Source organism: Mesorhizobium sp. BH1-1-4 (genome assembly GCF_020165665.1).
GTDB lineage: Bacteria > Pseudomonadota > Alphaproteobacteria > Rhizobiales > Rhizobiaceae > Mesorhizobium.
The window spans coordinates 19,934-44,484 of record NZ_JAIUIN010000013.1 but is presented as its reverse complement, the minus strand read 5'-3'; the positions used below and the strand labels follow the sequence as shown (position 1 = coordinate 44,484).

Genomic DNA, 24,551 nt, shown 5'->3' with positions numbered 1-24,551 from the left:
GCAACCTCAACGGGCAGAAGTTGTGGATAAAGTCCCTTTCGGAATCTCTGTTTCATGCCATAAGGAGCCCATGACGACGCTTCCCGATCCCACCCGCTTCGCCCACGTCACCGACTGGGTGTTCGACCTCGACAACACGCTCTATCCGCACCACTCGAATCTGTTCTCGCAGATCGACGTCAAGATGACTGCCTATGTCGGGGAGTTGCTGGCGTTGCCGCGCGAGGAGGCGCGCAAGCTGCAGAAGGAGCTCTATCGCGAATATGGCACGACGCTGAACGGGCTGATGACGCGCCACGGCATCGATCCGGACGACTTTCTCGAGAAGGTCCATGACATCGACTATTCGTGGCTGGTGCCAGATCCCGTCCTGGGCACCGCCATTCGCCAGCTTCCCGGCCGCAAGTTCATCTTCACCAATGGCGACCGCAGGCATGCCGAACGCACCGCTCGCCAGCTCGGCATCCTCGACCATTTCGACGACATCTTCGACATCGTCGCCGCCGGCCTCAATCCCAAGCCGGCGCGCCAGACCTATGAGAAATTCGCCGAGCTGCACGCCGTCACCGGCCACAACGCGGTGATGTTCGAGGATCTCGCGCGCAACCTGGCGGTGCCTAAGTCGCTGGGCATGACCACGGTTCTCGTGGTGCCGCGCAATTTCGAGCCGACCTTTTCCGAGATCTGGGAACGCGATCCAGCGCAGGAGGACGATGTCGACTATGTCACCGACGACCTGGCGACGTTTCTCACGGCGATTGTGGAGAAGGAGTAGGGCAATTAGGGAATTGGAGAACTGAGGAATTGAGGAATTGAGGAACGACCCGGCCCCCCTTTTTTCCTCAGTTCTTCAGTTCTTCAGTTCTTCAATTCCCCAGTTCAATTCCCCAGTTCCCATCCCTACTCCCCTAATTTGTAAAACCGGCTGATGATGCCCCAGGCCTCGTCGGCCGTGTCGACGAAATCGATGATGTCCTGGTCGCCGGGGCTGATCGTGCCCTGCTCGGCGAGGAAGTCGAGGTCGATCGCCCGCTTCCAGAAGGACTTGCCAAACAGGATCACCGGCACGCGCTCCATGCGCCCGGTCTGGATCAAGGTCAGGGTCTCGAAGAACTCGTCCATCGTGCCGAAGCCGCCGGGAAACACCGCCACCGCCTTGGCGCGCATGACGAAGTGCATCTTGCGGATGGCGAAATAGTGGAAGTTGAAGCACAGTTCCGGCGTCACATAGGCGTTCGGCGCCTGCTCGTGCGGCAGCACGATGTTGAGCCCGATCGACGGCGCGCCGACATCGTCGGCGCCGCGGTTTCCGGCTTCCATGACACCTGGACCGCCACCGGTCACCACGACGTATTCACGGTAATATGAGGCGGCCGACTGCTGCGAGCAGAGGCGGGCGAATTTGCGCGCCTCCTCGTAATATTTGCTGTTTTCCTCTAGGTTCTTCTTCTGCGTCTCGTTCTTGGCCGCCCAGGCCTCGCCACCGGGCTCCGGCAGACGCGCGCCGCCGAACAGGATCACCGTCGAACGGATGCCACGCTCGGCCAGGATCATTTCCGGTTTCAGCAGTTCGAGCTGCAGCCGGACCGCGCGCAGTTCGCGGCGCGTCATGAAGTCGGGATCGTTCCAGGCCAGGCGATAGGTCTCGGCCCGCGTTTGCGGCGTGTCCGGCACGCTTTTCGACCGCTCCAGATCCTCGTCCGAATGCGGCAGCGGCGTCCAGCCCGCCTTTTCCATGGGAGTCATCAAATCCACCCGTCCAATTCCTTCACTTGCGTCGTCCCGTGACGCAGCCGCGATTGACCCTCATTAAGCCTTAACATAAGCAGGTTCCGCAAACGTGTCCGGCGGTTTTGCGACAAGAACCTGCTACATGCAAAGACCCAGGCATGCAAAGCATGCCAGGGGTCCGCGCGACTTTAAAACAGGTTAAGGCGCAGCCCCTTAACAGCTTGGTAATGGAGCAAATTCATGTCGAAGCCCGATCTGGCGAGCCTCGAAAAGACCATCGACAAGGCCTTCGAGGAACGCGACGCCATTTCGACCGCGACCCGCGGCGAAGTGCGCGACGCCATCCAGTCGGCGCTCGACCTGCTCGACCACGGCACCGTCCGGGTCGCCGAGCGGCAGGCCGACGGCAAATGGCATGTCAATCAGTGGCTGAAGAAGGCGGTGCTGCTCTCCTTCCGGCTCAATCCGATGGAAATCATCAAGGGCGGCCCCGGCGAGGCCGTGTGGTGGGACAAGGTAGCGTCCAAATTCGACGGCTGGAGCGCCGTCGATTTCGAAAAGGCTGGCTTCCGCGCCGTGCCGTCGTCGATCGTGCGCCGTTCGGCCTATGTCGCACCGGGCGCCGTTTTGATGCCGTCCTTCGTCAATGTCGGCGCCTATGTCGATAGCGGCACCATGGTCGACACCTGGGCCTCGGTCGGCTCCTGCGCCCAGATCGGCAAGAACGTCCACCTTTCGGGCGGCGTCGGCATCGGCGGCGTGCTGGAGCCGATGCAGGCCGGCCCGACCATCATCGAGGATAACTGCTTCATCGGCGCGCGCTCCGAAGTCGTCGAGGGCTGCATCGTGCGCGAAGGCTCGGTGCTCGGCATGGGCGTTTTCATCGGCCAGTCGACCAAGATCGTCGACCGCGCAACCGGCGAGATCTTCTATGGCGAGGTGCCGCCGAATTCCGTCGTCGTCGCCGGCTCGATGCCGGGCAAGGCGTTTCCGAACAACGAGCCGGGTCCGGGCCTCTACTGCGCCGTCATCGTCAAGCGCGTCGACGCCAAGACCCGCTCCAAGACCTCGATCAACGAATTGCTGCGCGATTGATCTTTCAGCCCGGCAAGCGCACCTTCCGCCGGCGCGACGATCGGTCGCGCTGGTTCAACATGGAGGGGTGACATGGACTGGAAATATCTGCTGACCAGCTATGAGGGCCGCATCAACCGCGCAAAATTCTGGGCATGCGTGGGCGTCATTTTCGTCGGCGCGGTGATCGCGATGATCCTCGACAACATACTGGGCACCACATTCAACCAGATGCCTTACGGCTTTATCTATTTGCTCTACTCGCTCGCCATGCTCTATTCGATCTTCGCCGTCTATGCCAAGCGTTGGCATGATCGCGATAAATCCGGCTGGTGGACCCTGATCATCCTGGTGCCTGTCATCGGCGCGATCTGGTTCCTGGTGGAGTGCGGCATTCTCGAGGGCACCAAGGGTGCCAATCAATACGGACCGGACCCGCTTGCCTGACAGATCAGATCTCACCTGGCTTTTTTTCAAGACATCGGGCCGCGTCAGCCGCGCGGCCTATTTCCTCGGCGGATTGCTCGTCGCCATAATCCAGGCGTTCCCGCTGTACCGTTTCACACTGGTGCCGGAGGGCTCGCCCGAGAGCAACATGTGGTCGTTCATCTTCTTCATCGCCTTCATCGCCTCGCTGTGGTCCAACATCGCGCTGGCGGTGAAGCGGCTGCACGACCTCGACAAGCCGGGCATTGCCGCGCTGATCCTGTTCGTGCCGGTCGTCTCGATTGTCGCCTTTATTGTCTTGTGCCTGTTTCCAGGGCAGCCTGGACCCAATCGCTATGGCCGGCGCACCAACGAGCCGGCGCAACCCTGAGGCCCGATTCATGGGGTCGGATATCTCGCCATGCGCTACCGCACGCTTGATCCGAAACTGATCATCGAAACCGCCGAGCGGCTTGAAGGCCGCGTCGCCGAGCGTTTCCCGGACGCCGGGTTGCGCGGCGTCGCCGCCGAACTGGTGTCGCTGTCGCGCGATCTGGCCAAGGCCGCCAAGGCACTGGAAGCGCCGATCTGGTGGCTGCGCGGCATTATCGTCGCGGCCGTCATCGCCGGCGCGTTGATCTTCCTGTTTGTCGGCACCATCCTGCCGCTCATTCACATCTCCCAGGCCGACGACGCGGTGCAGTCGGTGCAAGGCATCGAAGCCACGATCAACATGATCATCCTCGCCGTGCTCGGCTTCCTTGCCCTGATCCGCACCGAGGAGCGCATCAAGCGCAAGCAGGTGTTTCGCCAGCTGCATGGCCTCAGATCGCTGATTCACGTCATCGACATGCACCAGTTGACCAAGGATCCGGCGGCGCTGTCGGCCAGTTTCAAGCCGACCTCGCACTCTCCGGCGCGCATCACCAATGCCCCGGATCTCGCGCGCTATCTCGACTATTGCTCCGAAATGCTGTCGATCACCGGCAAGATCGCGGCGCTGTTCGCGCAGTCCGTCAATGACGACGTGGTGATCGACGGCGTCAACGACATCGAGAACCTGGCGTCCAACCTGTCGCGAAAGATCTGGCAGAAGATCACGCTGATCGAGAGCCATCCGGCGGCGCTACCTGTCGCGGCGCCAGGCCCGGCGAGCCAAGCCGTTCGGCTTCCGCCGCGCGCACCAAGGCGCTGACCCGCCGGATCGTCGGCGCCGGCGTGCCGGCTTTTTCGGCCAGTAGCAAGACAGCACCCTGCAGGTCGTCGATCTCGGTCGGCCGGCCACGCTGCAAATCGTCCCACATCGACGAGCGGGCCTCGGGGTCGATTGCCAGGATGCGCCGCGCCAGTAATTTGAACAGCCAGTCGGGCAACCTCAGCACTGTCGGCAGCAGCGCCGGCCGCAGGCCGGCGATGCGCGCCGGTTCGATGCCGGAACCCTTCATCGCCCGCAAGGCCTCGTCGATCTGGCCGGCCAGGATTCGCCGCCAGCGCCTGTCGGCGAGTTCGGTCGCCAGCGGCAGGTCCGACAGCGCCACCAGCGCATTGTTCAGGTTCATCAGCAGCTTGCCCCACAGCACGGCCTTCATGTGGCCATGCGTTTCGACGGCGAGGCCTTCGACATCAAGAAAACTGGCGACATCGAGAAGCCCGGCAAGTCCCCCGTCCTCGACCATTACGTTGCCGTCGCTGGCACGGTGGACGCGCAGCGGCAGTTCGCCATCCGGCGACTGCACGACATTGAACGGCACCATGCCGGCCAGCACCGTTCGTTGGCCAAGCGCGGCGCGTAGCCTGTCGGCATTGTCGACGCCGTTCTGCAGGCTCACCACCACGGCTTCGGGACGGGCATGGGCCTTGATCAGTGCCGCCATATCCTGCGTCGCGCCGCTCTTGACGGTGACCAGTATCACATCGGCCTCCGGCAAGGCAGCGGCCGGATCGGTGGTGACGACGAGCTGTTCCGGCTTGATCAGGCGGTCGCGGCCCTCGAGGTCGCTGACACGCAATCCGCCCTGCCGCAACGCTGCTTCGATGCGCGGCCGGGCGAGCAGGACAACCTGTCGCCCGGCGAGTGCCAGGCAGCCGCCGGCATAACAGCCAATGCTGCCGGCGCCGGCAATGACGATCCTGTTTCCCCCGTTTGCCATCTCTTGCTCCGCACCAGTCCGACTATACGACATGAAAACCATAATGTCGGCGGCATCGTCGGCGATAGGGCTGGCCTCTACGTCTGGCCGTGACAGGCCCTCAGCTTTCGACTATCGCTTTTGCCATGACGCTGCCGACCGATCCCGCCGCAAACCTTGCCTCCCTCATCCGCTGTGCCTCGGTGACCCCAGCCGAAGGCGGCGCGCTCACCGCGCTGGAGGCGATGCTGAAACCGCTCGGCTTCCTCGTCGACCGGCCGGTGTTCTCCGAGGACGGCACGCCCGATATCGAGAACCTCTATGCAAGGCGTTCCGGCAACGGCCCGCATCTGATGTTCGCCGGCCATACAGACGTGGTGCCGGTCGGCGACGAAGCCGCCTGGACGCATCCGCCCTTCGCCGCAGAGATCGCCAATGGCGAGATGTATGGCCGCGGCGCGGTCGACATGAAGGGCGGCATTGCCTGTTTCATCGCGGCGGTGGCGCGCCATGTCGAGCAGAAGGGCGGCCCGAAGGGCTCGGTCTCGCTGCTGATCACCGGCGACGAGGAAGGGCCGGCCATCAACGGTACGGTCAAGCTGCTCGAATGGGCCGCGTCCAAGGGCGAGAAATGGGACGCCTCGATCGTCGGCGAGCCGACCAATCCGGATGCGCTCGGCGACATGATCAAGATCGGCCGGCGCGGCTCGATGTCGGGCGGCATCACCGTCAATGGCCGCCAGGGGCACGCAGCCTATCCGCAGCTCGCCGACAATCCGGTGCGCGGGCTGATGAGCCTCGTCGACGCCTTGCTGCATCCCGTCTTCGACAAGGGCACGAAGGATTTCCAGCCGACCAATCTGGAGGTGACCTCCATCGATGTCGGCAACCCGGCCACCAACGTCATTCCGGCCAAGGCGACCGCCACCTTCAACATCCGCTTCAACGACAGCTGGACGGCCGAGACGGTCCAGGCGGAAATCCACAACCGCCTCGATCAGGCGGCGGGGCGCAAGAAGTACCGGCCAGGCAAGACAACGCCGGTCGACTATGAGCTGGTCTGGCGCGACCGGCCAAGCCATGTCTTCCTGACCCGCGACGACAGGTTGGCCGAGACGCTGAGCGGTTCGGTCGGCGCGGTGGTCGGCAAAAAGCCGGCTTTGTCCACCTCCGGCGGCACATCGGATGCGCGTTTCATCAAGGATTATTGCCCGGTGGTCGAGTTCGGCCTGGTCGGCAAGACCATGCACATGGTCGACGAGCGCGTCGCCATCGCCGATCTCGAAACGCTGACTCAAATCTACCAGCGCTTCATCGAAGACTGGTTCGGACAGGGCTGACCAGCATGCTTTCGGCGGACGAAACCCAAGCTTCGCTGACGGGCGCCTGGCGGCTGATGCTCGGCAAGGTCGACGGCCTGCGCCTGCTCGACCTATCGGCGGATGGTTTCTGGAACTCGTTCTTCGCCATCATCGTCGCGGCTCCGGCGCTCATCGTCGGCTGGGTCGGCATCGCCAACGAGATCGGCGACCCCGATGCCTTCGCCGGCCGCTTCTCCATGCTGGTGCGCCTGGCGACGGTCGATATCGGCTCCTGGGTGCTGCCGCTGGTGGCGCTCGCCTTGGTGGCGCCGCGCGCCGGCATTGGCGGGCGCTTCGTCCACTATGTCGTCGCCAGCAACTGGGCCTCGGCGATCACCGCCTGGCTGATGCTGCCGTCAGCGTTGATCAGGCTTTTCCTGTCGTCGGCAAGCCAGGTCTCAAGCCTGGTGTCGCTGCTGTTGTTTGCCCTGTCGATGGTGCTGACCTGGCGCATGACCAATGTCACGATCGGCAAGGGGGCAGCCGTCGGCACAGCCGTTTTCGTCGGCATGTTCATCGCTTCGCTGCTGGTGCTGTTCGAGCTGCAGATGCTGCTCGGCATCAGCGTGCCGGACGATGTCGGGGCGCAGAGCCTGTCGGGACTCTATCCGGGGTAGGCTGGGTGCTTGTCTCCGATGGAACCGGGTTCCATCGATGGAACGGGGTTCCATCAGGGGTAATCGACGCCTATCAGGAAAAGTCCGTCGGGCGGCGCCACCTGGCCGCAGGCGGCGCGGTCGCGCGCCTCGAGCGCGGCCTTGAGGTCGCCTGATGTCCAGCCGCCGTCGCCGACCCGCTTGAGCGAGCCGACCATGGAGCGCACCTGGTTGTGCAGAAAGGAGCGCGCCGAGGCTCTTACCTCGATCACGTCGCCCGTCCGGCTGACATCGAGCCGCTCCAGCGTCCTGACCGGGCTGTTTGCCTGGCACTGGGTCGAGCGGAAGGTGGTGAAGTCGTGTCGTCCGAGCAGGAGCTTCGCGGCTTCATGCATGGCGGCTGCGTCGAGCCGCTTCGGTACCCACCACACCTTACCCTTTTCCAGTGCCGAGGGCGCGCGCCGGTTGAGGACACGGTAGAGATAGTGCCGGCCGGTGGCCGAGAAGCGGGCGTCGAATTCGTCGGGGACGACCGCGGCCTTCAGCACGGCAATGCGCGCGCCGGCCGCCTGCAGATGAGCGTTGATGGCGTCGCGCACCTTGTCGCCCGACCATGCCTTGGCAAGGTCGACATGCGCGACCTGGGCGGTCGCATGCACGCCGGCGTCGGTGCGGCCGGCGGCGCGCAAGCGGACCTCTTCGCCGCTGAATTTCTCGACCGCCTGCTCGATCGCCTGCTGCACCGAAGGCTGATCGGCCTGGTGCTGCCAGCCGGCAAACAGGCTGCCGTCATATTCGATATCGAGGCGAAAACGCGGCATGCTCCGGCGGTTCTCGCGCGCCTAGGCGGCGAGAGCGGTGAAGGCGGAGGCATAGACCAGTCTGCCGGCTTCGGGTGCGTCCCCCCAGGCAAGCGCCTGCAGCGCTTCGCCCTGGTATTCGCTTTCGAAGTTCTCGGCACGCGCATGGCTGTAGCCGAAACGGCCGTAATAGGCCGGATCACCCAGCACCACGGCCAACGTCTCGCCAGCGTCCTTGAGCCGGATGTGAGCCTCGCGGATCAGCGCGCCGCCAATGCCGGAGCCGTGAAAAGACGGTTCCACCGCCAATGGCGCCAGCGCCACGGCGGCGAAGCTCTTGCCGCCGCTCTGGACGAACAGCCGCGAAAACAGGATGTGGCCGACGGCCTGGCCGTCTTCTTCCGCCACCAGTTCGACGACGGCATCACCGCCCGTCACCAACGCGTCGACCAGCCCGGCCTCCGCTTGCTGGCCGAACGCGTGTTCCTCGACGAGGCGAATGGCCTCGCGGTCCCGCGGCGTCGCCGCGCGTATCGACATCATGCTCATGAGAATTTCAGTCCTTTTTCGATCTTGGCTCCGCGCAGGAATTCCGACGCGGCGGCGGGCTTTCCGCCCGCACGTTGAACTTCGACCAGCCTGATCGCGCCTTTTCCGCAGGCGACCGTCAGCCGATCATCGAGAATTCCTCCCGACTCGCCCAAATCTTCCGAAAGCGACAGGCCCCCGGACAGCGTCGAGCGAAGCAATTTCAGCCGCTCCATGCGGCCGCCAATTTCAATCTCGGACCAGGCACCGGGAAAGGGCGACAAGCCGCGAACGCTATTGTGGACCTGGACAGCAGGCCGTGTCCAATCCAAGCGCGTCTCGGATTTATCGATTTTCCTGGCGTAAGTCACCCCGTCGACCGCCTGCGCGGTAAATGTCAGGGTGCTCTCTTCCAGCCGCGCCAGCGCTTCCACCATCAGGGCCGCGCCAATGCTCATCAACCGATCATGCAGATCGCCGGCTGTCATATCGGGGTCGATGGCGCATTTTTCAAGCAATCCCACCGGACCGGTGTCGAGGCCCTCCTCCATGCGCATCACCATCATGCCGGTCTCCGTGTCGCCGGCCATGATGGCGCGCTGGATGGGAGCGGCGCCGCGCCAGCGCGGCAAGAGCGAGGCGTGGCCGTTGACGCAGCCAAGCCGGGGCGCCCCCAAAACCGCCTTCGGCAACAGCAAGCCATAGGCGACCACCACGGCGATATCGGCGTCGAGCGCGGCAAAAGCGGCCTGCTCGGCCTCGCCTTTCAGAGATGTCGGCGTGCGCACCTCGATGCCCAGTCGCTCGGCCTCGTGCTGCACCGGAGATGGCGTCAGTTCCAGCCCGCGCCGGCCCGCGGCGCGCGGCGGCTGCGTATAAACAGCTGCTATCTCATGTCCGGCTTCAGCAATGGCGCGCAGCGTCGGCACCGAAAACTCCGGCGTGCCCATGAAGATGACGCGAAGGGCCATTTTTCTTCCGTGGTCTTTCTCTGCTTGCACGAGCCGGTTCAGGCAACCGCTTCAAACGGGTTTACGAGCTTCAGGTCAAGCCCGTCGAAGTCGCGGACATTGCGGGTCGCCAGCGTAGCGTCATGCGCGAGGCAGATCGCGGCGATCATGGCGTCCGGAAGGCTGATAGGGCGGCCGATCCTTTCCCGCGCCGCCCGGAGCTTGCCGGCAAGACGGGGGATGGAGCCAGTAAATTCGACGACGCGACCGGAGAACTGCTTCGAGATCAGGTGATCGAGAGCACGGACATGACGATCGGAACCGGTCTTGTTCAGAAACCGTTCGGCACCGAAGGATTGCTCCATGACGACGGGGCCGCACAGATACAAGTCGAGCAACTCCTGTTTGCGAAACCATTCGACCACGTTCGCATCGGGTGCCATCCTGCTCGTTTCGGAAATGACGTTGGTATCGAGGACGATCACTCGAAATCCTCGACCGCTCGCCCGAAGTCGCGTTTTCTCTCCGCTTCGATTTCTTCCATGATCTCGGCGAACTCGTCGTCGACCGCATTCTCGGCCGCGAACGCGGAGCGAATGTTGTCCCATGCCGACAGACCAGGCTCTGGCTTGGCCTCCTTTTCGGCGACCATGCCCTTACGCAAAAGATCGATCGCCTTGCCGGATAAGCTTTGGCCGCCGCTTCGCGCAGCTTGTTCGATTTCGCGTTTCAACGGTTCGGGGATGTCCCTGATCAGCATATCGCCCATGCAACCCTCCAGCGTTGATATCGGTGATATCACGATAAGGGTTGCGGCTCAATGGGAGTCTACGCTGTCGATCCGCGCCTATCCGACCAGCTTGCCAGGCGCCTTGTCCTTGGCGAGCTTCCTGAACTTCTTCACCACCATGTCGCGCTTCAGCTTCGAGATGTGGTCGATGAACAGCACGCCGTTAAGATGGTCGATCTCGTGCTGCAGGCAGGTCGCCATCAGCCCTTCGGCCTCCATCTCCCGCAGCGTGCCGTCGCGGTCGAGATATTTGACCCGCACCGAAGCCGGGCGTTCGACCTCGGCATAATAGTCCGGGATCGACAGGCAACCTTCCTCGTAGACGGACCGCGCGTCGGCGCTTTCGAGAATTTCGGGATTGATGAAGACGTGGGGCGCGGGCGTTTCGTCTTCCTTGGCGAGGTCGATCACTAGCATGCGAAGCGGCTCGCCGATCTGGATCGCCGCCAGCCCGATGCCGGGCGCGTCATACATGGTCGCCAGCATGTCGTCGGCCAGTTTGCGCAAGGGCGCGTCGACGCGCTCCACCGGCTTGGAAACCTGGCGCAGGATGGGGTCGGGAAGGATGATGAGCGGCTTGATCGGCATGGCGCTTCACCTAAGACCTCCAAGGAAAGGCGTCAACCGGTGCGCCTGCGTCTCGTTCACGTTTTGATCTGTGCCAGCGTGCCGAATCGGTTATGCTGTCCACATGAATGATCTGAGCACCATCCTTTCGGAGCCCGTCGCGCGGCTTGGCGCCTCGACAATCACGCTCGGCCACGCACTGGCCTTCGGCGCGTTGCTGTTTCTCGGCTTGTTCATAGCGCTCGTCGTTGCGCTGTGGCGGTCGGCCAAGGCCCGCACGGTGGCTGCCGCGGAAGCCGCCGACCATGCCCGTGACGCCGAGGCGCGGATGGCCGGCATTCTCCAATCCCAGGCCGAGATGCAGGGCCGCATGGGCGCCATCGCCGAAGTGTTCGGCGCCCGCCAGGCCGAATTGACGCAGTCGATCGGCCAGCGTCTCGATGCCATGACCGGCCGCATCGGCCAGACCATGACAGAACAGACCAAATCCACCCATGAAAGTCTGGCGAAACTGCAGGAGCGGCTGGCGGTCATCGACACCGCGCAAGGCAACATCCAGTCGCTGGCCGGCCAGGTGGTGCAACTGCAGGCGATCCTCTCCAACAAGCAGACGCGCGGCGCCTTCGGCCAGTCGCGCATGGAGGCGATCGTCGCCGACGGCCTGCCGCACGGCGCCTATGAATTCCAGGCGACACTGTCGAACGGCAGCCGGCCGGATTGCCTGGTGAAAATGCCGAACGGCGCGCCGTCGCTGGCCATCGACGCCAAATTTCCGCTGGAGGCTTGGAATGCCATCCGCGCCGCCGATGGCGTCGACCTGCAGAAGGCCGCGGCCCAGGCGTTTCGCCGCGATATCGAGATCCACGTCCGCGACATTTCGGAAAAATACCTGCTCCAGGGCGAAACCCAGGACACCGCCTTCATGTTCGTGCCGTCGGAATCGGTGTTTGCCGAGATCCACGAGAATTTCGAAGCGGTTGTCCAGAAGGCGCACCGCGCCCGCGTCGTCATCGTCTCGCCTTCTCTCTTGATGCTGTCGATCCAGGTCATCCAGTCGATCCTCAAGGATGCCCGCATGCGCGAGCAGGCGCATCTTATCCAGGGCGAAGTCATCCGGCTGATGGAGGACGTCCAGCGTGTCGACGAGCGGGTGCGCAAATTGCAGGGCCATTTCGGCCAGTCGGCCAAGGACATCGAAGACATCCTAGTCTCGACCTCGAAAGTGACCAAGCGCGGCCAGAAGATCGAGGCGCTGGAATTCGGGGAAGGCGAGCCCGAAGCCCCGCGCGGCGGCGCCACCAAAGTGGAGGCCGCACCGCGGGTGGCCGATTCCAAGACCGGACAGCTGAGGTTGAGGGTCGTCGAAGGCGACGACTGAGAGGGGAGCAATTCCAGGAAAACCGCGCTGCGGTTTTCCCGGAAGAAGCGCGTAGCGCTTCCCCTTGGGAATTGGGTGAGAGACAGGAGCTACTGCTCCTCCACCGTCGTCATGCCCTCGAATTCCGGAAGCCAGTGCAGCGCCGACCGGTGCCATTTCTGGTGTCTGGGGATCAAGTCCTGGCGCTGCCGCGAGGTGCCGACCCTGATCCCATAGACCTTCGGACCGTCGCCGACCGATGTCGCATAAAGGTGCGAACCGCAGTCGGCGCAAAAAGCCTGGGCTCGCCTGGCGCCGCTCGCCACGATCTTGATATAGATTTTCGGTGTGCCCCTTGTGATCCGGTAGTGATCCTCCGGCGCGGGAACGGTGACGCGAAACGCCGTGCCGGTCAGTTGTTGGCAATCGGTACAATGACAGATGGAGGTCTTTTCCGGGTCGACCTCCGCCTCATAGGCGATGGCACCACAATGACAGCCGCCGTCGATCTTCATCGTCATTCCTCCAAATCGTTTGGCTGATCTTAGCGGCGCGGGGATGCGAGGCAACGGCGCGGCGCTGGTCCAGAGGCCAGGGCATGATCATGAAGAGGGGTTTCGGAGTCATGCTCAACTTTCTCCTGACGCGGATTCGATCACCTTGCGCCGTTTTTCCCAGGTGCCTGACGTCTGCGGTTTGACGAACAGCCGCGTGATCTCAGGCATTTCCTTCCTCAGCCGCGCCTCGATGCGCTCGACACAGGCCTCGATCTCCGGCGCCGCCAGATGGTCCTCGAACTCGACGCTCAGGGCTGCAACGATCTCTTCCGGTCCCATATGCACCGTCAGCACACCGTTCGCCCGCTGCACCGCCGGATCCTGCTGGACGATTGCCAGCACCTTCCTCTGCACCTCGGGTAAGGCCGGCTCGCCGATGAGCAGGCCCTTGCTTTCGCGCGCCAGGAAAATCGCCGTGGCGCCGAGTATGAGCGCGATGCCGATGGAGGCGGCGCCGTCGAGTTCGGGCATCTCCAGCAGTTCCGCCGCAAGGATTCCGGCGAAGGCGACGATCAGGCCGAGCAGGGCGGCGCTGTCCTCGAACAGCACCGTGTAGACGCTCGGATCCTTGCTCGACTGCACCGCTGTCAGCCAATCCTGCTTGCCCTTCTGCTTGCGGAATTCCTTCAGTGCCACCAGCCAGGAGCTGCCTTCGAACAAAAAGGACAGGCCGAGCACGATGTAGTTGACCTTGACGTTGGCGACCGGTTCGGGCGCCATGATGTGGATGATGCCCTCGTAGAGCGACACGCCGGCGCCCAGCGCGAAGACGAGAAGGGCGACGATGAAGCTCCAGAAATAGAGTTCGCGGCCATGGCCGAGCGGATGCGTACGGTCGGCTGGGCGCGCGGCCCGGTGCATGCCGTAGAGGAGCAGGCCGCCATTGCCGGTATCGACCAGCGAATGCACGCCTTCCGACAGCATTGCCGAACTGCCGGTGAAAAAGGCGGCGGCGAACTTGGTCAGCGCTATGGCAAGATTGCCGGCGAGCGCCGCATAGATGACCGTTTTGGAGCCGCCGTGCCCTGCCATGCAGGTTTGTCCCCTTCAAGATACAGTGTAGCTGCCCGCCGCCGAAGCTCCACAGCCATCACAACGCGCCAATCCCCCGGTCGTTCAAACTCTTCGAAGAAGCGGGAAGGAGCCGCCGGCTATTCCTGAATCTCGTCGATCCACACCTTGAAGCCGGCGAGTGTCCCTGGTCCGAAAATATGGGTCAGCGGCACATCGGCGGCGTCGCGCCCGGAGGCGATCAGGATGCGCCCGATACGTGGCGCGTTATTGCGCGGATCGAAAGCGTGCCAGCGGCCGCCGAGATAGACTTCCATCCAGGCGCAAAAATCCATGCTCGCCCAAGGCTTGGGCATGCCGATGTCGCTGATATAGCCTGTGCAGTAGCGCGTCGGGATGTTGAGTGCCCGGCAGAAGGTGACGGCGAGATGCGCGAAGTCGCGGCACACGCCGCTCCGCTCGCGCCAGGCTTCGGCGGCGGTGCGCGTCACCCGTGCGTTGCCGTAGTCGAAGACGATGTGGTCATGGACGAAATCGCACACCGCCTGTACGCGCGGGATGCCGAGCGGCGTGTGGCCAAACAGCCGCCATGCCTCGTTTGCCAAGAGGTCGCTTTCGCAAAACCGGCTGGGCAGCAGGAACAGCAGTGTCTCCGCCGGCAGGTCGCGCACCTCGTGCTGCCACGCTGTGAGTTCGCCCATCTCGAATGTGCCGGGATCGCGAATCACCGCATCCGTGCCGAAAGTGAAACGCCCGGGGGGCGCGACGAACCGGTTGCACCAGTTGCCGAAACTGTCGCGATAACCCTGAATCGGGACTGGCGGGTTGGAGGTCAGGAAATCCGGGCGCTCGAGATCGGAGGCACGGGAATAGTGGACATTGAGCATCGCGATGAGCGGCGTTTCCTGCGGAAAGTCGAAGCTCATCTCGCAGCCGATATGGATCCGCATTGTCGTCCTGACCGGCCTGCCTGACGATCACCCGGCGGTGCGCGGGTCGATGCTGCAGCGCGAAGACAACCATGGCATGGACCGCCGGGGTTTACGAGCAAATTAGAAACCGGTTGAAAGCGGCCGGCCGGGGGCCGTGACAGGCGCTCCCCCCTTGCGGCAAAGCGTTTCTCTTGTTTCACTTCGCTTCCCGCAACTGGAGGAACGAATCATGGCTAAAGGTGCGATGAAGGCAGGCAAGGAAGCCCGCAAACCAAAGAAAGACGCCAAGAAGCCTGTAGCCGCTCCGGCCCTGAAGGCGCCGCCGGTCAAGGCAATGAGGATCAAGGAAAAGTAGATCTCGCCAAGCGCGCGCATGGATTTTACCGGCGGCGTTCCGAATGCCGCCGGCGAGTTGTTGATTGGGCGTTCAGACACCCTATATCGACGATGCGGGGACGACCTCGCATTTCCCGAAAATCCGGTTGGGACGGCCCGCCCATTGTTTGATGAAACAGCCGAAGACCTTTCGGATGTTCTGGATGGAGCGTTCCTATGTCATGGATTCTTCTGTTTTTCGCCGGCCTGTTCGAAATCGGCTGGGCGATCGGCCTCAAATATACCGACGGCTTCACCCGGCTGGTTCCGACCGTGCTCACGGTCGCTTCGATGATCGTCAGCCTCACCTTGCTCGGCCTGGCGCTGAAGGCGCTGCCTGTCGGCACAGCCTATGCGGTGTGGACCGGCATCGGCACCGTCGGCACGGCGCTGCTCGGTATCTGGCTGCTGGGCGAGCCGGCGACGGCGATCAGGCTCGGCTGCATCGCGTTGATCGTCTGCGGTATCATGGGGCTGAAATTCGCGGCCTGAACGGCCTTGGCCGCCGACAGACGATATCGATCGACATCCCTGGACGCAGGGAGGCTTCCCGTGGGCAACACCGACAAACGCGAAAGGGGCCGCGCCTTGGCGCGTCCCTCATTCATCATCCGTCGAGGCGAGTGCGCTCCTAGCGACCCGTAAAGCCGGGCGGTGTCCTGCCGGTGCGCTGCTTGCGTGCCGCATAGCGCGCGTCGCGCTTTGCCTTTCGCTCGGCTTCGTCGGCAAGCAAGCGAGCAATGCGCTCGGTCTCTTCAGCCTCCCGAACCTTGGCCTCCGCTTCCGCTGCCTCTTCGGCGGCGATGCGCGCCGCTTCGGCGGCGGCCTCGCGCTGGGCCTTCTCGGCCGCCTCGCGTGCCAGCTTTTCCTGCTTCAGCCTGGCCTTTTCGGCCTCGCGGATTTCACGGGCCGCAAGGATCGCCTTGCGTTCGGCCTGTCGCGCCAGCACGGCGGGATCGTCTGCTGCCGGCTTTGACTTGAAGCGCTCCAGAAGCGCCTTCTTTGCCTCGGTCGCGGCATTGCGCCGCTCGAAAATGTCTTTTTCCCTGTAGATAGCCAAGTCCACTTCCTTGAAGTCTATTCGCGACGCTTACATACGCGCGAAAACCGGGAGTTCAAGCGCCAAAACGGTATGCCAGCCATGAAATTCCGGGATGTTGCACCGGGGAGACGCATTTCCCGCCGAAATCGACATGCACTGTTCACCAGCGGCCCTCTGGCGGCGCGACGGACGCGCCGCTACCTCTAGCGCAACAATCAACACACTGGGATGACATCCAAATGGAACTCGGCCTCTACACTTTTGCCGATGTGAGCCCTGTGCCGGGTCCCGGCGCCATCGGCCCGCACGAGCGGCTGCGCAACCTGATCGAGGAGATCGAACTGGCCGACCAGGTCGGGCTCGATGTCTTTGGCCTCGGCGAACACCATCGGCCCGATTATGCCGCCTCGGCGCCGGTCGTGGCTTTGGCCGCGGCGGCGGAGCGTTCGAAGCGCATCAAGCTGACCAGTGCGGTCACCGTGCTCTCCTCCGATGACCCGGTGCGCGTCTTCCAGCAATTCGCCACGCTCGACCTTCTGTCCGGCGGCCGGGCCGAGATCATGGCCGGGCGCGGTTCATTCATCGAATCCTTCCCGTTGTTCGGCTACAAGCTGGAAGACTATGACGAGCTGTTCGCCGAAAAGCTCGACCTTCTGCTTGCCATCCGCGATCAGGTGGAGGTCACCTGGTCGGGCAGTCTGCGTGCGCCGATCAACGATCGCGGCGTCTACCCCAGGCCCTTCCAGGACAGGCTGCCGGTCTGGATCGCCATTGGCGGGACGCCGCAATCGGCCGCTCGCGCCGGCGCGCTCGGCCTGCCGCTGGCGCTTGCCATCATCGGCGGTGAACCGGCGCGCTTCGCGCCGCTGTTCGACCTCTACCGTGAGGCCGCCAAGCGGGCCGGAAGCGATCCGGCAGGGTTGGCCACCAGCATCAACGTGCACGGCTTCATCGCCGACACGACCGAGCAGGCGGCGGATGATTTCTATGGCCCGCAGGCCGAAGTGATGAACCGCATCGGCCGTGAGCGCGGCTGGGGTCCGACATCGCGCGCGCATTTCGATCAGTCGCGTGGTCCCGATGGCGCGCTGTTCGTCGGCAATCCGGAGCAGGTGGCCGAAAAGATCGTCGCCCAGCACAGGATCTTCGGCAATGACCGCTTCCTGCTGCAAATGGCGATCGGCACCATGCCGCACGCCAAGATCATGAGGGCGATCGAGCTTTACGGCACCAAGGTCGCGCCGATCGTGCGCAAGGAAACGGTCAAACCCGTGCCGGCCGTGGCGGCGCCCGTGGCGTGACCTTGATGAGGCCCGCAGCGATGGGGCCTCATTGCGCTAGCGTTGCCCGGTACGAGGCCGCGTCCATCATCGCGGCATGGTGGGTCTCGGTCACCTCGTCGGCCGGGAACATGCACTCGATGCGCAGTTCCTGGGCGGCGACAGTTTGAGGAGTGCCCACCGTGGTGACCATCGAAAAGTAATTCAAGCGGCGACCGTCCTTGACGAAACCAAGCGGAATGACCGGCATGAAGCCGATCGCCACCGGATTTTTCCACTCGACGTCCACGTCCGGATAGGCGAGCAGCGCTGCCAGCAGTTCCCCGGTCTTTTCGTCGACGACCCGGCCGATGGATTCGCGATAGACCCGCTCGAACAGGCTCCTCGCCACGTCGGGCCAATTGGCGACGAACGGGCGCATGCCTTCGGGATCGAAGATGAGGTGGAGCATGTTGCGCTGCCCTTGCCTTGCGGCCATGTCGAGGAAACAGCCGAAGAAGAGCGGCGCGGCCTGGTTGGTCATCAGCACATTCCAGTACCGATCCATGACCAGCGCCGGATAGGGTTCGTGCTGCCGCAGGATGCGCGTCAAGGCATCGGTCACGCTCTTCATTTCCACGGAGTCCCAGGCGCCTTCGGAAAACATCGGCGCGTAGCCCGCCGCCAGAAGCAAGGCGTTGCGCTCGCGCAAAGGCACATCGAGCGCCCCGGCGATCGCCATCAAGGTCTCACGGCCGGGAACGCTGCGCCCGCTTTCGATGAAGCTGATCTGCCTTTGCGAAATGCCGGTATCGAGCGATAGGTCAAGCTGACTTCTGCCACGCACGTCGCGCCAGTAACGCAAGAGCGTGCCCAGGTCGGCTGTCATGGTCGTTCGAGGGTTCGTTTTCATAGTCCTCTGTCCTCGCGATCCCTCGGACGATACACCGATACGACCGGCATTGCCTGACGGCGCATGGCACCAGCCGGTCCATGCGCCGTCGATCAGGTCAGGCGGCCATCGCGGCGGCGGGAGACCATGCCTGCGCCTGGAAGCGTTCCTCGATCGGCGTGCCGGCCATATTGGTGGTGGTTGCCGCCATGGTGGAAACGCCGACGCCGGTTACCACTTCCAGGATCTGCGCCTTCGAATAGCCCGCCGAGGTAAACGCGTCGATGTCGGCATCGCTCACGTTTCCCTTGTTTTCGATCAACGCCTTGGTCAAGGCCGAAAGAGCCGCATATTTCGGGTCCGCCGGCAAGCCGCCGTCCCGGATTGCCTTGACCTCGCTTGGCGCAATCCCGTCCTCGATGGCGAATGTCGAATGCGCGGCGACGGTCCAGGGGCATCTGATGGTGACCGCGTTGGTCAGCAGCAGTACCTGTTTTTCGATCTCGTCGAAGCTTCCGCCGTGAAAACTGCCGAAGCTGGAGACGAAACCGTTGAGGAGAACCGGATTGTTGGCCATGGTCGCCATGACGTTGGGAAGAAAGCCAAATCTTTCTTGCAACGCCTCTAGCGCGGGCCTGGATCGTTCCGGTGCCGACTCGATTGTCTGAAGGGTAAACCTTTGCATTTTGAAATCCTCTGTTCAAAGATCGGTTTCTGATCGCATGGACAGTTTCGGCGCCGCGCCACGACATCGTGTGATCAATCATGCGCTGCACTGCCCGCTTTTCTCATCCGAGCACGGATTTACATGAAACCCGCTGCGCGAAAGCCTGCTTGTTCTAGCCAAGCCGCGAGCGTCGTCTCAATTACACCGGATGTAATATTTCGCGCGATGCGCTGCGTCGGAGTGGTCTGAAGAGTGCGCATGACGGACCTCGCTCTCGAAGCCGGCTCATGGAACCTCCGCCCGCGACTCCGCGTTTCCACCGGGCGTTGCCGATCGCTGAGGGGCGCCGGCGCGAGGGGGTGAGCATGAAGACCGAACCCGCTGCCTTAGCCGCAGGCGTTGCCGACGAACAGGATTCGCGTGCCGAGGCGCGCGCGAACTTGCGGCTGATGCGGTCGCTGCTGATCGGAATCTTCATTTTGGCGGTCACCGCCGCGTTCTACTTCGGCCGGGCTTTTTTCATGCCCGTCATCCTTGCCTTCCTGCTGGCGCTGACCCTGACGCCGATCGTCCGCTTCCTGCGCAAGAGCGGCATTCCCGAGGTGGTTTCGGCGACAATGCTGGTGCTCTTCTCCATCTTCGCGTTTGCCAGCGCCGGTTATCTGCTCAGCGGGCCGGTCATCGATCTGATCAACAACACCTCCTCGATCGGGCAGCAGCTCACGGAACGGCTGGCGCAGTTCAAGCGGCCGCTGGCGCGGATGATGGATCTCGCGCATCAACTGGAAGCGCTGACCGAGACCTCGCAGGAACCGGGCGTGCAGCGGGTCGCGGTGGCGCCGTCCGGCATCCTGTCGACAGCCGCCAGCAACATTCTCGACGCGGGCACCAGCATCACCATCGTTTTCGTGCTGTCGCTGTTCCTGCTTGCCTCGGGCACGCTGTTCTACGAGAAGATCATCCAGTCCTTCGCCAGCCTCAGCCAGAAGAAGCGGGCGCTACGCGTCGTCTATGATGTCGAGCGCGAGATCTCGCACTATCTGCTCACCGTCGCCGTTATCAATGCCGGGCTGGGCGCCGTCATCGGGCTCGGCCTCTGGGGACTCGGCATGCCCAATCCGCTGGTCTGGGGCGCGGCGGCGGCGCTGCTCAACTTCCTGCCCTATGTCGGGGCGCTGATCACTATCCTGCTGGTCGCGGTCATCGCGCTGATCAGTTTCGATTCGATCTCCTACGCGCTTCTGGCGCCCGCCTTCGTTATCCTGTGCGATATCGTCGAAGGCCAGTTCGTGACGCCGATGGTGGTCGGGCGGCGGCTCGAGATCAACGCCGTTGCGATCTTCATCGCCATCGCTTTCTGGTCATGGCTGTGGGGCTTCGTTGGCGCGCTGATGGCGGTCCCGTTGCTGGTCGTTATCAAGGTGTTCTGCGACCATTTCGAAGGCCTCAGCCATGTCGGCAATTTCCTCGCCGCGCAACATGTCACGGTCGTGGAAGAGGAAGCCGACGAACAGGATAGCAAGGCTGCCGCATAACCGTCGCAGGGTTTGCGGCGGCGGGAGCGAGTGCCTATATCCGGCCGATCAGCGCCCGGTGTCTTTCCCCATGAGCGACATTCCCTTCGGCCTCGACGCCTATTTCGCCCGGATCGGCCATGCCGGTTCCAGGGGGGCTTCGCTCGACACGCTGAAGACGCTTCATTTCCTGCATCCGCAGGCGATTCCCTTCGAGAACATGGATCCGTTTCTGGGCCGCCCGGTCCGGCTGGACGCCGCCTCGCTGCAGGACAAGATCGTGCTTGCCGGACGTGGCGGCTATTGCTTCGAGCACAATCTCCTCTTCATGCATGCGCTGGAGGCGCTCGGCTTCAAGGTCGGCGGTCTTGCCGCGCGTGTGCTCTGGGGCCAGAACGAGGACGCGATCACGGCGCGCAGCCACATGCTGCTGCGCACCGAACTCGATGGACGGACCTATATAGCCGATGTCGGCTTCGGCGGCCTGACGATGACCGCCCCGCTGCTGCTCGAGCCGGGTCTCGAACAGAACACCCCGCACGAAACATTCCGCATCGTCGAAGCCGGCGACCATTTCCGCCTGCAGGTCGCCATCGGCGGCGACTGGCGCTCGCTGTATCGCTTCGATCTGCAGCCGCACTATGAAGTCGACTATTCCATCACCAATTATTTCCTGTCGACCAACCCGGCATCGCATTTCCTGACCTCGGTTCTGGCGGCGCGCGCGGCGCCCGACCGGCGCTACGGCTTGCGCGGCAACCGCCTGTCGATCCATCACATCGATGGCCGCACCGAACAGAGGCAGATCGCCACCGCCGCCGAACTTGCCGACACGCTGGAAGGCCAGCTCGGCATCACCATTCCCGACCGCACGGCCTTCGAGGCACGGGTGCGCGAGACGAAGATCGTGGAGACCAACATATGACCGAACTGTCCGTTCTCGACCTGGCGCCGATCGTCCAAGGCAGCGATGCCTCGCAATCGCTCGCCAATTCGCTCGACCTTGCCCGCCACGCCGAGCGGCTTGGCTACAAGCGCTACTGGCTGGCCGAACATCACAACATGCCAGGCATTGCCAGCGCGGCAACGGCCGTCGTCATCGCCCATGTCGCCGGCGGTACCAAAACCATCCGCGTCGGCGCCGGCGGCATCATGCTGCCCAACCATGCGCCGCTGGTGATCGCCGAGCAGTTCGGCACGCTGGCCGCCTTGTTTCCAGGCCGCATCGACCTTGGCCTCGGCCGGGCTCCCGGCACGGACATGAACACGGCGCGGGCGCTGCGCCGCAATCTCGAGGCCGGCGTCGACAATTTCCCGCAGGATGTCGTCGAGCTGATGGGCTATTTCCTGCCGGCCGAGGAGGGCCAGCGCCTGCGCGCCGTGCCCGGCGAGGGCCAGACGGTGCCGATCTGGATTCTCGGGTCGAGCCTCTACGGCGCGCAGCTCGCGGCGATGCTCGGCCTGCCCTACGCCTTCGCCTCGCATTTCGCGCCGGCGGAACTCGACCACGCGCTGGACATCTACCGCTCGCGCTTCCAGCCGTCGGAGCAACTCGACAAGCCGCATGTCATGCTCGGCCTCAATGTCTTTGCCGCCCCCACCGATGCCGAGGCGCGGCTGCTGTTCACCTCGCTGCAGCAGGCCTTTGTCAATCTGCGCACCGGCCGGCCCGGACGCTTGCAGCCACCCGTCGAGAATTATGACCGGGATCTCGACCCGATGGCCAGGACCATGCTCGGCCAAGCGCTGTCCTGCGCCGTCGTCGGCTCGCCCGAGACGGTCCGGCAAGGCATCGATGCCTTCGTGTGCCGCACCGGCGCCGACGAGCTGATGGTCACCGCGCAGATATTCGATCACGCCGCCCGCGTGCGCTCCTTCGAGATCCTCGCCGAGGCGCACAAATCGCTGTCGCAAGCGGCCTGAAACGGGTCCTAGAGCTTTTGTCGAGATCAATGCTCTGCTACGTGCGGGGTATCCTTCGCAACAGCGAGCCTTGCTTTGCCCCATGATCTCGATAGACGCGAGCAGTTTGCCATCGAACTGGCGCGGCGCGCCGGCGAACTCGGGCTGAAATATTTCCGCGATCTCGACAGCCTGACCATCGAGAGCAAGGGCCATCAGGACCTGGTCTCGCAGGCCGACCGCGAGGTCGAGCTGTTCATCCGCGCTGCCATCGCCGCCGACTATCCGCGGGACGGCATCGTCGGCGAGGAACACGCCTCGGTCGCCGGCGCGACCGGCTATTCCTGGGTGATCGACCCCATCGACGGCACCGCCAATTTCGTGCGCGGCATTCCGGCCTGGTGCGTGGTGATCGCTTGCGCCAGGGATGGAGAGACGGTCGTCGGCGTCATCCACGAGCCGTCGACTGGCGAGACCTTTCATGGCCGGCTCGGCGGCGGCGCCTTCGTCAATGCCAAGCCTATCAAGACGAGTGCGGCGACCAGCCTGGAAGAGGGCTCGGTGGGAACCGGGTTTTCAAACCGGGCCGAGGCCGAAAACATCGCCGTGCTGATCAAGAAGATCCTCGCCGAAGGCGGCGTCTTCTTCCGCAACGCGTCCGGCGCCCTGATGCTTGCCTATGTCGCCTCGGGCCGCCTGCTTGGCTATGTCGAGGAACATATGAACGCCTGGGACTGCGTGGCAGGCATGCTGTTGATCGAGGAGGCCGGCGGCACGGTGCTGAAGGCGGATCCCAAGACGGTGCTGCAAAGCGGGACACAGGTCATCACGGGCGGCAAGGGTGTGTTTTCCAAGCTGCAGCAGCTGTGCTCCGGCGTCTTTTAGTCGATGCGCGGACGCCTGTTCAGGCACTCACGCTCTGCACAACCGCAGCTAGTGGGCGGCATGAATTCCGGATCATCAGCCGGCCCTTGAGCACGAGTTTGCGCGGCGGCGCATCCCTGTTGCCGGCGAGACGGTCGAGCAGCAGATTGGCCGCCTGTTCGCCGATCGCCTGCACCGGCTGCGCCACCGTGGTCAGCTGCGGCTGGAACACATCGGACCAGGGAAAATCGTCGAAGCAGGCGACCGAAATGTCCTCCGGACAGGACAGGCCGATATCGCGGATCGCCTTCATGGTGCCGATCACCATCGGGTTGTTGGCCGAGAAGATCGCGCTTGGCCGGTCGTGCAGCGACAAAAGCTGCATGGTTGCGTTGTAGCCGTCGATCTCGTGGAAATTGCCGGAGCGGATCAGTTCCTCGGCCACGGGCAAGCCGGCGGCCTGGAGCGCCTCGCAATATCCGGTCATCCGGTCATGCATGGGTGAAATATCCGAGGTGCCGGTGATATAGCCGATGCGCCGGTGGCCGAGATTGACCAGATAGCTGATGGCGTCGAACACCGCGCGCTGGTTGTCGAGAACCACGGCGTCGGTGTCGACGCGCTCGCACAGGCGATCCAGCAGCACGACCGGCACATTGGCATCGGCGACGATCCGCTCGAGGATCGCGCCGTCACCGACGCGGGCCACGATCAGCCCGTCGACCATGCGATCGAGCAGCAGCCTGATCTGGTCGTCCTGGGTATTCAGATCCTCGTCCGTGCAGCACAGCATGACGGCATAGCCGGCTCGATCGAAGGCCTGCTGGATAACCGAGACGACGGCGGTGAAGAACGGGTTGGTGATGTGCGGAACGGTCAAGCCGATGGTGCGCGTCGTTCCCATCTTCAGGCTGCGGGCAATGGCGTTGCGCTTGTAGCCGATATCGCGGATCGCCTGTTCGATGCGGGCGCTGAGTTCGGGGCTGACGGTCGCCGTGCCATTGATCAGCGCCGACACGGTGGCGACCGAGACACGCGCCGCTTCCGCCACGTGAAGCATGGTGGGCGCGGTGGATTTTCGCTGCTTTTTTCGCCCTGACCCTGTCATTTTCGAAACGTTTCGTCACCCCTTTGTCACCAATACGTACGGAATCCTGTCCTTTTAGGCAAGAATCGAAATGCATCAAACTTCCGACACCTGATATCGGCTTGACATATTCGAAACGT

30 protein-coding genes are annotated in these 24,551 nt (G+C 63.5%); 15 read left to right on the top strand and 15 right to left on the bottom strand.

Annotated features, from left to right (window positions below):
- Positions 1-70 precede the first annotated feature (70 nt).
- Positions 71-775, top strand: a complete 705-nt coding sequence (locus LB569_RS20980; protein ID WP_140703026.1) for a pyrimidine 5'-nucleotidase — start codon at positions 71-73, stop codon at positions 773-775.
- A gap of 125 nt (positions 776-900) precedes the next feature.
- Here LB569_RS20980 and LB569_RS20975 read toward each other — a convergent pair whose 3' ends face one another.
- Positions 901-1,746 (bottom strand): LOG family protein, encoded by an 846-nt coding sequence (locus LB569_RS20975; RefSeq protein WP_115141502.1) that lies wholly within the window; start codon positions 1,744-1,746, stop codon positions 901-903.
- A 225-nt stretch (positions 1,747-1,971) separates the two neighbouring features.
- On the opposite strand from LB569_RS20975, the gene dapD reads away from it, so the two are divergent.
- The 4 genes from dapD (at position 1,972) to LB569_RS20955 (ending at position 4,426) form a co-directional block, all read left to right on the top strand.
- Entirely contained in the window at positions 1,972-2,826 is an 855-nt protein-coding gene (gene dapD / locus LB569_RS20970) for a 2,3,4,5-tetrahydropyridine-2,6-dicarboxylate N-succinyltransferase (protein ID WP_224693933.1), read from the top strand.
- 72 nt (positions 2,827-2,898) lie between these two features.
- On the top strand, positions 2,899-3,252 hold the full coding sequence (locus LB569_RS20965) for a DUF805 domain-containing protein (protein ID WP_140703030.1): 354 nt from the start codon (positions 2,899-2,901) through the stop codon (positions 3,250-3,252).
- Positions 3,245-3,622 carry a DUF805 domain-containing protein gene (locus tag LB569_RS20960; RefSeq protein WP_181173590.1) on the top strand — a complete coding sequence of 126 codons (378 nt, stop codon included), beginning with the start codon at positions 3,245-3,247 and terminating at the stop codon, positions 3,620-3,622. The genes LB569_RS20965 and LB569_RS20960 overlap by 8 nt, the downstream gene beginning before the upstream one ends.
- Before the next feature lie 30 nt (positions 3,623-3,652).
- Positions 3,653-4,426: a hypothetical protein gene (locus LB569_RS20955; RefSeq protein WP_224693932.1), complete on the top strand. Its 774-nt coding sequence runs from the start codon at positions 3,653-3,655 to the stop codon at positions 4,424-4,426.
- Here LB569_RS20955 and LB569_RS20950 read toward each other — a convergent pair.
- Entirely contained in the window at positions 4,329-5,381 is a 1,053-nt protein-coding gene (locus LB569_RS20950; protein WP_224693931.1) for a 2-dehydropantoate 2-reductase, read from the bottom strand. The genes LB569_RS20955 and LB569_RS20950 overlap by 98 nt on opposite strands.
- Before the next feature lie 125 nt (positions 5,382-5,506).
- On the opposite strand from LB569_RS20950, the gene dapE reads away from it, so the two are divergent.
- Positions 5,507-6,700, top strand: coding sequence for a succinyl-diaminopimelate desuccinylase (gene dapE, locus LB569_RS20945; protein ID WP_224693930.1), 1,194 nt, complete (start codon positions 5,507-5,509; stop codon positions 6,698-6,700).
- A 5-nt stretch (positions 6,701-6,705) separates the two neighbouring features.
- Positions 6,706-7,338: a transporter gene (locus LB569_RS20940; protein ID WP_224693929.1), complete on the top strand. Its 633-nt coding sequence runs from the start codon at positions 6,706-6,708 to the stop codon at positions 7,336-7,338.
- A gap of 53 nt (positions 7,339-7,391) precedes the next feature.
- Here the strand turns inward: LB569_RS20940 and truA are convergent, their stop codons facing one another.
- The 6 genes from truA to def all read right to left on the bottom strand — a co-directional run bounded on the left by truA (position 7,392) and on the right by def (position 10,973).
- Positions 7,392-8,138 (bottom strand): tRNA pseudouridine(38-40) synthase TruA, encoded by a 747-nt coding sequence (gene truA / locus LB569_RS20935; RefSeq protein ID WP_140703039.1) that lies wholly within the window; start codon positions 8,136-8,138, stop codon positions 7,392-7,394.
- Between the two features lie 21 nt (positions 8,139-8,159).
- Complete coding sequence (locus LB569_RS20930; protein WP_140703041.1) at positions 8,160-8,666, bottom strand: GNAT family N-acetyltransferase; 507 nt, start codon at positions 8,664-8,666, stop codon at positions 8,160-8,162.
- The gene (fmt, locus tag LB569_RS20925) at positions 8,663-9,616 is read right to left on the bottom strand and encodes a methionyl-tRNA formyltransferase (protein ID WP_224693928.1); all 954 of its coding nucleotides are present in this window, start codon (positions 9,614-9,616) and stop codon (positions 8,663-8,665) included. The genes LB569_RS20930 and fmt overlap by 4 nt, the downstream gene beginning before the upstream one ends.
- A 38-nt stretch (positions 9,617-9,654) precedes the next feature.
- On the bottom strand, positions 9,655-10,080 hold the full coding sequence (locus tag LB569_RS20920) for a type II toxin-antitoxin system VapC family toxin (RefSeq protein ID WP_224693927.1): 426 nt from the start codon (positions 10,078-10,080) through the stop codon (positions 9,655-9,657).
- Positions 10,077-10,364: a plasmid stabilization protein gene (locus LB569_RS20915; protein ID WP_140703046.1), complete on the bottom strand. Its 288-nt coding sequence runs from the start codon at positions 10,362-10,364 to the stop codon at positions 10,077-10,079. The genes LB569_RS20920 and LB569_RS20915 overlap by 4 nt, the downstream gene beginning before the upstream one ends.
- A gap of 78 nt (positions 10,365-10,442) precedes the next feature.
- On the bottom strand, positions 10,443-10,973 hold the full coding sequence (gene def / locus LB569_RS20910; RefSeq protein ID WP_224693926.1) for a peptide deformylase: 531 nt from the start codon (positions 10,971-10,973) through the stop codon (positions 10,443-10,445).
- Between the two features lie 103 nt (positions 10,974-11,076).
- Between def and LB569_RS20905 the strand changes: the two genes are divergently transcribed.
- Complete coding sequence (locus LB569_RS20905) at positions 11,077-12,330, top strand: DNA recombination protein RmuC (RefSeq protein WP_224693925.1); 1,254 nt, start codon at positions 11,077-11,079, stop codon at positions 12,328-12,330.
- Between the two features lie 89 nt (positions 12,331-12,419).
- Here the strand turns inward: LB569_RS20905 and LB569_RS20900 are convergent, their stop codons facing one another.
- From LB569_RS20900 to LB569_RS20890, 3 genes are all read right to left on the bottom strand, one after another.
- Entirely contained in the window at positions 12,420-12,824 is a 405-nt protein-coding gene (locus LB569_RS20900; RefSeq protein ID WP_224693924.1) for a GFA family protein, read from the bottom strand.
- A gap of 114 nt (positions 12,825-12,938) precedes the next feature.
- Positions 12,939-13,898: a cation diffusion facilitator family transporter gene (locus LB569_RS20895; protein WP_224693923.1), complete on the bottom strand. Its 960-nt coding sequence runs from the start codon at positions 13,896-13,898 to the stop codon at positions 12,939-12,941.
- A 119-nt stretch (positions 13,899-14,017) separates the two neighbouring features.
- A complete protein-coding gene (locus LB569_RS20890; RefSeq protein ID WP_224693922.1) occupies positions 14,018-14,827 on the bottom strand; it encodes a transglutaminase-like domain-containing protein in 810 nt (269 codons plus the stop codon).
- A 154-nt stretch (positions 14,828-14,981) separates the two neighbouring features.
- Between LB569_RS20890 and LB569_RS20885 the strand changes: the two genes are divergently transcribed.
- Both LB569_RS20885 and sugE read left to right on the top strand, forming a co-directional pair.
- On the top strand, positions 14,982-15,164 hold the full coding sequence (locus LB569_RS20885; protein WP_181173632.1) for a hypothetical protein: 183 nt from the start codon (positions 14,982-14,984) through the stop codon (positions 15,162-15,164).
- A gap of 197 nt (positions 15,165-15,361) precedes the next feature.
- Positions 15,362-15,676, top strand: coding sequence for a quaternary ammonium compound efflux SMR transporter SugE (gene sugE / locus LB569_RS20880; RefSeq protein ID WP_224693921.1), 315 nt, complete (start codon positions 15,362-15,364; stop codon positions 15,674-15,676).
- A gap of 139 nt (positions 15,677-15,815) precedes the next feature.
- On the opposite strand, the gene LB569_RS20875 is transcribed toward sugE, so the two are convergent.
- A complete protein-coding gene (locus LB569_RS20875) occupies positions 15,816-16,244 on the bottom strand; it encodes a DUF6481 family protein (protein WP_140703060.1) in 429 nt (142 codons plus the stop codon).
- A 221-nt stretch (positions 16,245-16,465) separates the two neighbouring features.
- On the opposite strand from LB569_RS20875, the gene LB569_RS20870 reads away from it, so the two are divergent.
- Entirely contained in the window at positions 16,466-17,527 is a 1,062-nt protein-coding gene (locus LB569_RS20870; protein WP_224693920.1) for an LLM class flavin-dependent oxidoreductase, read from the top strand.
- Positions 17,528-17,555: 28 nt separating this feature from the next.
- On the opposite strand, the gene LB569_RS20865 is transcribed toward LB569_RS20870, so the two are convergent.
- Both LB569_RS20865 and LB569_RS20860 read right to left on the bottom strand, forming a co-directional pair.
- Positions 17,556-18,374 (bottom strand): helix-turn-helix domain-containing protein, encoded by an 819-nt coding sequence (locus LB569_RS20865; RefSeq protein WP_224693919.1) that lies wholly within the window; start codon positions 18,372-18,374, stop codon positions 17,556-17,558.
- 121 nt (positions 18,375-18,495) lie between these two features.
- Positions 18,496-18,996, bottom strand: a complete 501-nt coding sequence (locus tag LB569_RS20860; protein WP_224693918.1) for a carboxymuconolactone decarboxylase family protein — start codon at positions 18,994-18,996, stop codon at positions 18,496-18,498.
- A gap of 413 nt (positions 18,997-19,409) precedes the next feature.
- Between LB569_RS20860 and LB569_RS20855 the strand changes: the two genes are divergently transcribed.
- The 4 genes from LB569_RS20855 (at position 19,410) to LB569_RS20840 (ending at position 23,345) form a co-directional block, all read left to right on the top strand.
- A complete protein-coding gene (locus LB569_RS20855) occupies positions 19,410-20,579 on the top strand; it encodes an AI-2E family transporter (RefSeq protein WP_224693917.1) in 1,170 nt (389 codons plus the stop codon).
- 70 nt (positions 20,580-20,649) lie between these two features.
- Positions 20,650-21,483, top strand: coding sequence for an arylamine N-acetyltransferase family protein (locus LB569_RS20850; RefSeq protein WP_224693916.1), 834 nt, complete (start codon positions 20,650-20,652; stop codon positions 21,481-21,483).
- Positions 21,480-22,481 (top strand): LLM class flavin-dependent oxidoreductase, encoded by a 1,002-nt coding sequence (locus LB569_RS20845; RefSeq protein WP_224693915.1) that lies wholly within the window; start codon positions 21,480-21,482, stop codon positions 22,479-22,481. Before LB569_RS20850 ends, LB569_RS20845 begins: the two co-directional genes overlap by 4 nt.
- Before the next feature lie 75 nt (positions 22,482-22,556).
- Entirely contained in the window at positions 22,557-23,345 is a 789-nt protein-coding gene (locus LB569_RS20840) for an inositol monophosphatase family protein (RefSeq protein ID WP_224693914.1), read from the top strand.
- 19 nt (positions 23,346-23,364) lie between these two features.
- On the opposite strand, the gene LB569_RS20835 is transcribed toward LB569_RS20840, so the two are convergent.
- Positions 23,365-24,384, bottom strand: a complete 1,020-nt coding sequence (locus tag LB569_RS20835) for a LacI family DNA-binding transcriptional regulator (RefSeq protein ID WP_224693913.1) — start codon at positions 24,382-24,384, stop codon at positions 23,365-23,367.
- Positions 24,385-24,551: the final 167 nt, after the last annotated feature.

Bases quoted from the DNA above. Each gene is read 5' to 3' on its own strand.
- LB569_RS20980 (WP_140703026.1), top strand. From the start codon at position 71: ATGACGACGCTTCCCGATCCCACCCGCTTCGCCCACGTCACCGACTGG.
- LB569_RS20975 (WP_115141502.1), bottom strand. From the start codon at position 1,746: ATGACTCCCATGGAAAAGGCGGGCTGGACGCCGCTGCCGCATTCGGAC.
- dapD (WP_224693933.1), top strand. From the start codon at position 1,972: ATGTCGAAGCCCGATCTGGCGAGCCTCGAAAAGACCATCGACAAGGCC.
- LB569_RS20965 (WP_140703030.1), top strand. From the start codon at position 2,899: ATGGACTGGAAATATCTGCTGACCAGCTATGAGGGCCGCATCAACCGC.
- LB569_RS20955 (WP_224693932.1), top strand. From the start codon at position 3,653: ATGCGCTACCGCACGCTTGATCCGAAACTGATCATCGAAACCGCCGAG.
- LB569_RS20950 (WP_224693931.1), bottom strand. From the start codon at position 5,381: ATGGCAAACGGGGGAAACAGGATCGTCATTGCCGGCGCCGGCAGCATT.
- dapE (WP_224693930.1), top strand. From the start codon at position 5,507: ATGACGCTGCCGACCGATCCCGCCGCAAACCTTGCCTCCCTCATCCGC.
- LB569_RS20940 (WP_224693929.1), top strand. From the start codon at position 6,706: ATGCTTTCGGCGGACGAAACCCAAGCTTCGCTGACGGGCGCCTGGCGG.
- truA (WP_140703039.1), bottom strand. From the start codon at position 8,138: ATGCCGCGTTTTCGCCTCGATATCGAATATGACGGCAGCCTGTTTGCC.
- LB569_RS20930 (WP_140703041.1), bottom strand. From the start codon at position 8,666: ATGAGCATGATGTCGATACGCGCGGCGACGCCGCGGGACCGCGAGGCC.
- fmt (WP_224693928.1), bottom strand. From the start codon at position 9,616: ATGGCCCTTCGCGTCATCTTCATGGGCACGCCGGAGTTTTCGGTGCCG.
- LB569_RS20915 (WP_140703046.1), bottom strand. From the start codon at position 10,364: ATGGGCGATATGCTGATCAGGGACATCCCCGAACCGTTGAAACGCGAA.
- def (WP_224693926.1), bottom strand. From the start codon at position 10,973: ATGCCGATCAAGCCGCTCATCATCCTTCCCGACCCCATCCTGCGCCAG.
- LB569_RS20905 (WP_224693925.1), top strand. From the start codon at position 11,077: ATGAATGATCTGAGCACCATCCTTTCGGAGCCCGTCGCGCGGCTTGGC.
- LB569_RS20900 (WP_224693924.1), bottom strand. From the start codon at position 12,824: ATGAAGATCGACGGCGGCTGTCATTGTGGTGCCATCGCCTATGAGGCG.
- LB569_RS20895 (WP_224693923.1), bottom strand. From the start codon at position 13,898: ATGGCAGGGCACGGCGGCTCCAAAACGGTCATCTATGCGGCGCTCGCC.
- LB569_RS20890 (WP_224693922.1), bottom strand. From the start codon at position 14,827: ATGCGGATCCATATCGGCTGCGAGATGAGCTTCGACTTTCCGCAGGAA.
- sugE (WP_224693921.1), top strand. From the start codon at position 15,362: ATGTCATGGATTCTTCTGTTTTTCGCCGGCCTGTTCGAAATCGGCTGG.
- LB569_RS20870 (WP_224693920.1), top strand. From the start codon at position 16,466: ATGGAACTCGGCCTCTACACTTTTGCCGATGTGAGCCCTGTGCCGGGT.
- LB569_RS20865 (WP_224693919.1), bottom strand. From the start codon at position 18,374: ATGACAGCCGACCTGGGCACGCTCTTGCGTTACTGGCGCGACGTGCGT.
- LB569_RS20855 (WP_224693917.1), top strand. From the start codon at position 19,410: ATGAAGACCGAACCCGCTGCCTTAGCCGCAGGCGTTGCCGACGAACAG.
- LB569_RS20850 (WP_224693916.1), top strand. From the start codon at position 20,650: ATGAGCGACATTCCCTTCGGCCTCGACGCCTATTTCGCCCGGATCGGC.
- LB569_RS20845 (WP_224693915.1), top strand. From the start codon at position 21,480: ATGACCGAACTGTCCGTTCTCGACCTGGCGCCGATCGTCCAAGGCAGC.
- LB569_RS20835 (WP_224693913.1), bottom strand. From the start codon at position 24,384: ATGCTTCACGTGGCGGAAGCGGCGCGTGTCTCGGTCGCCACCGTGTCG.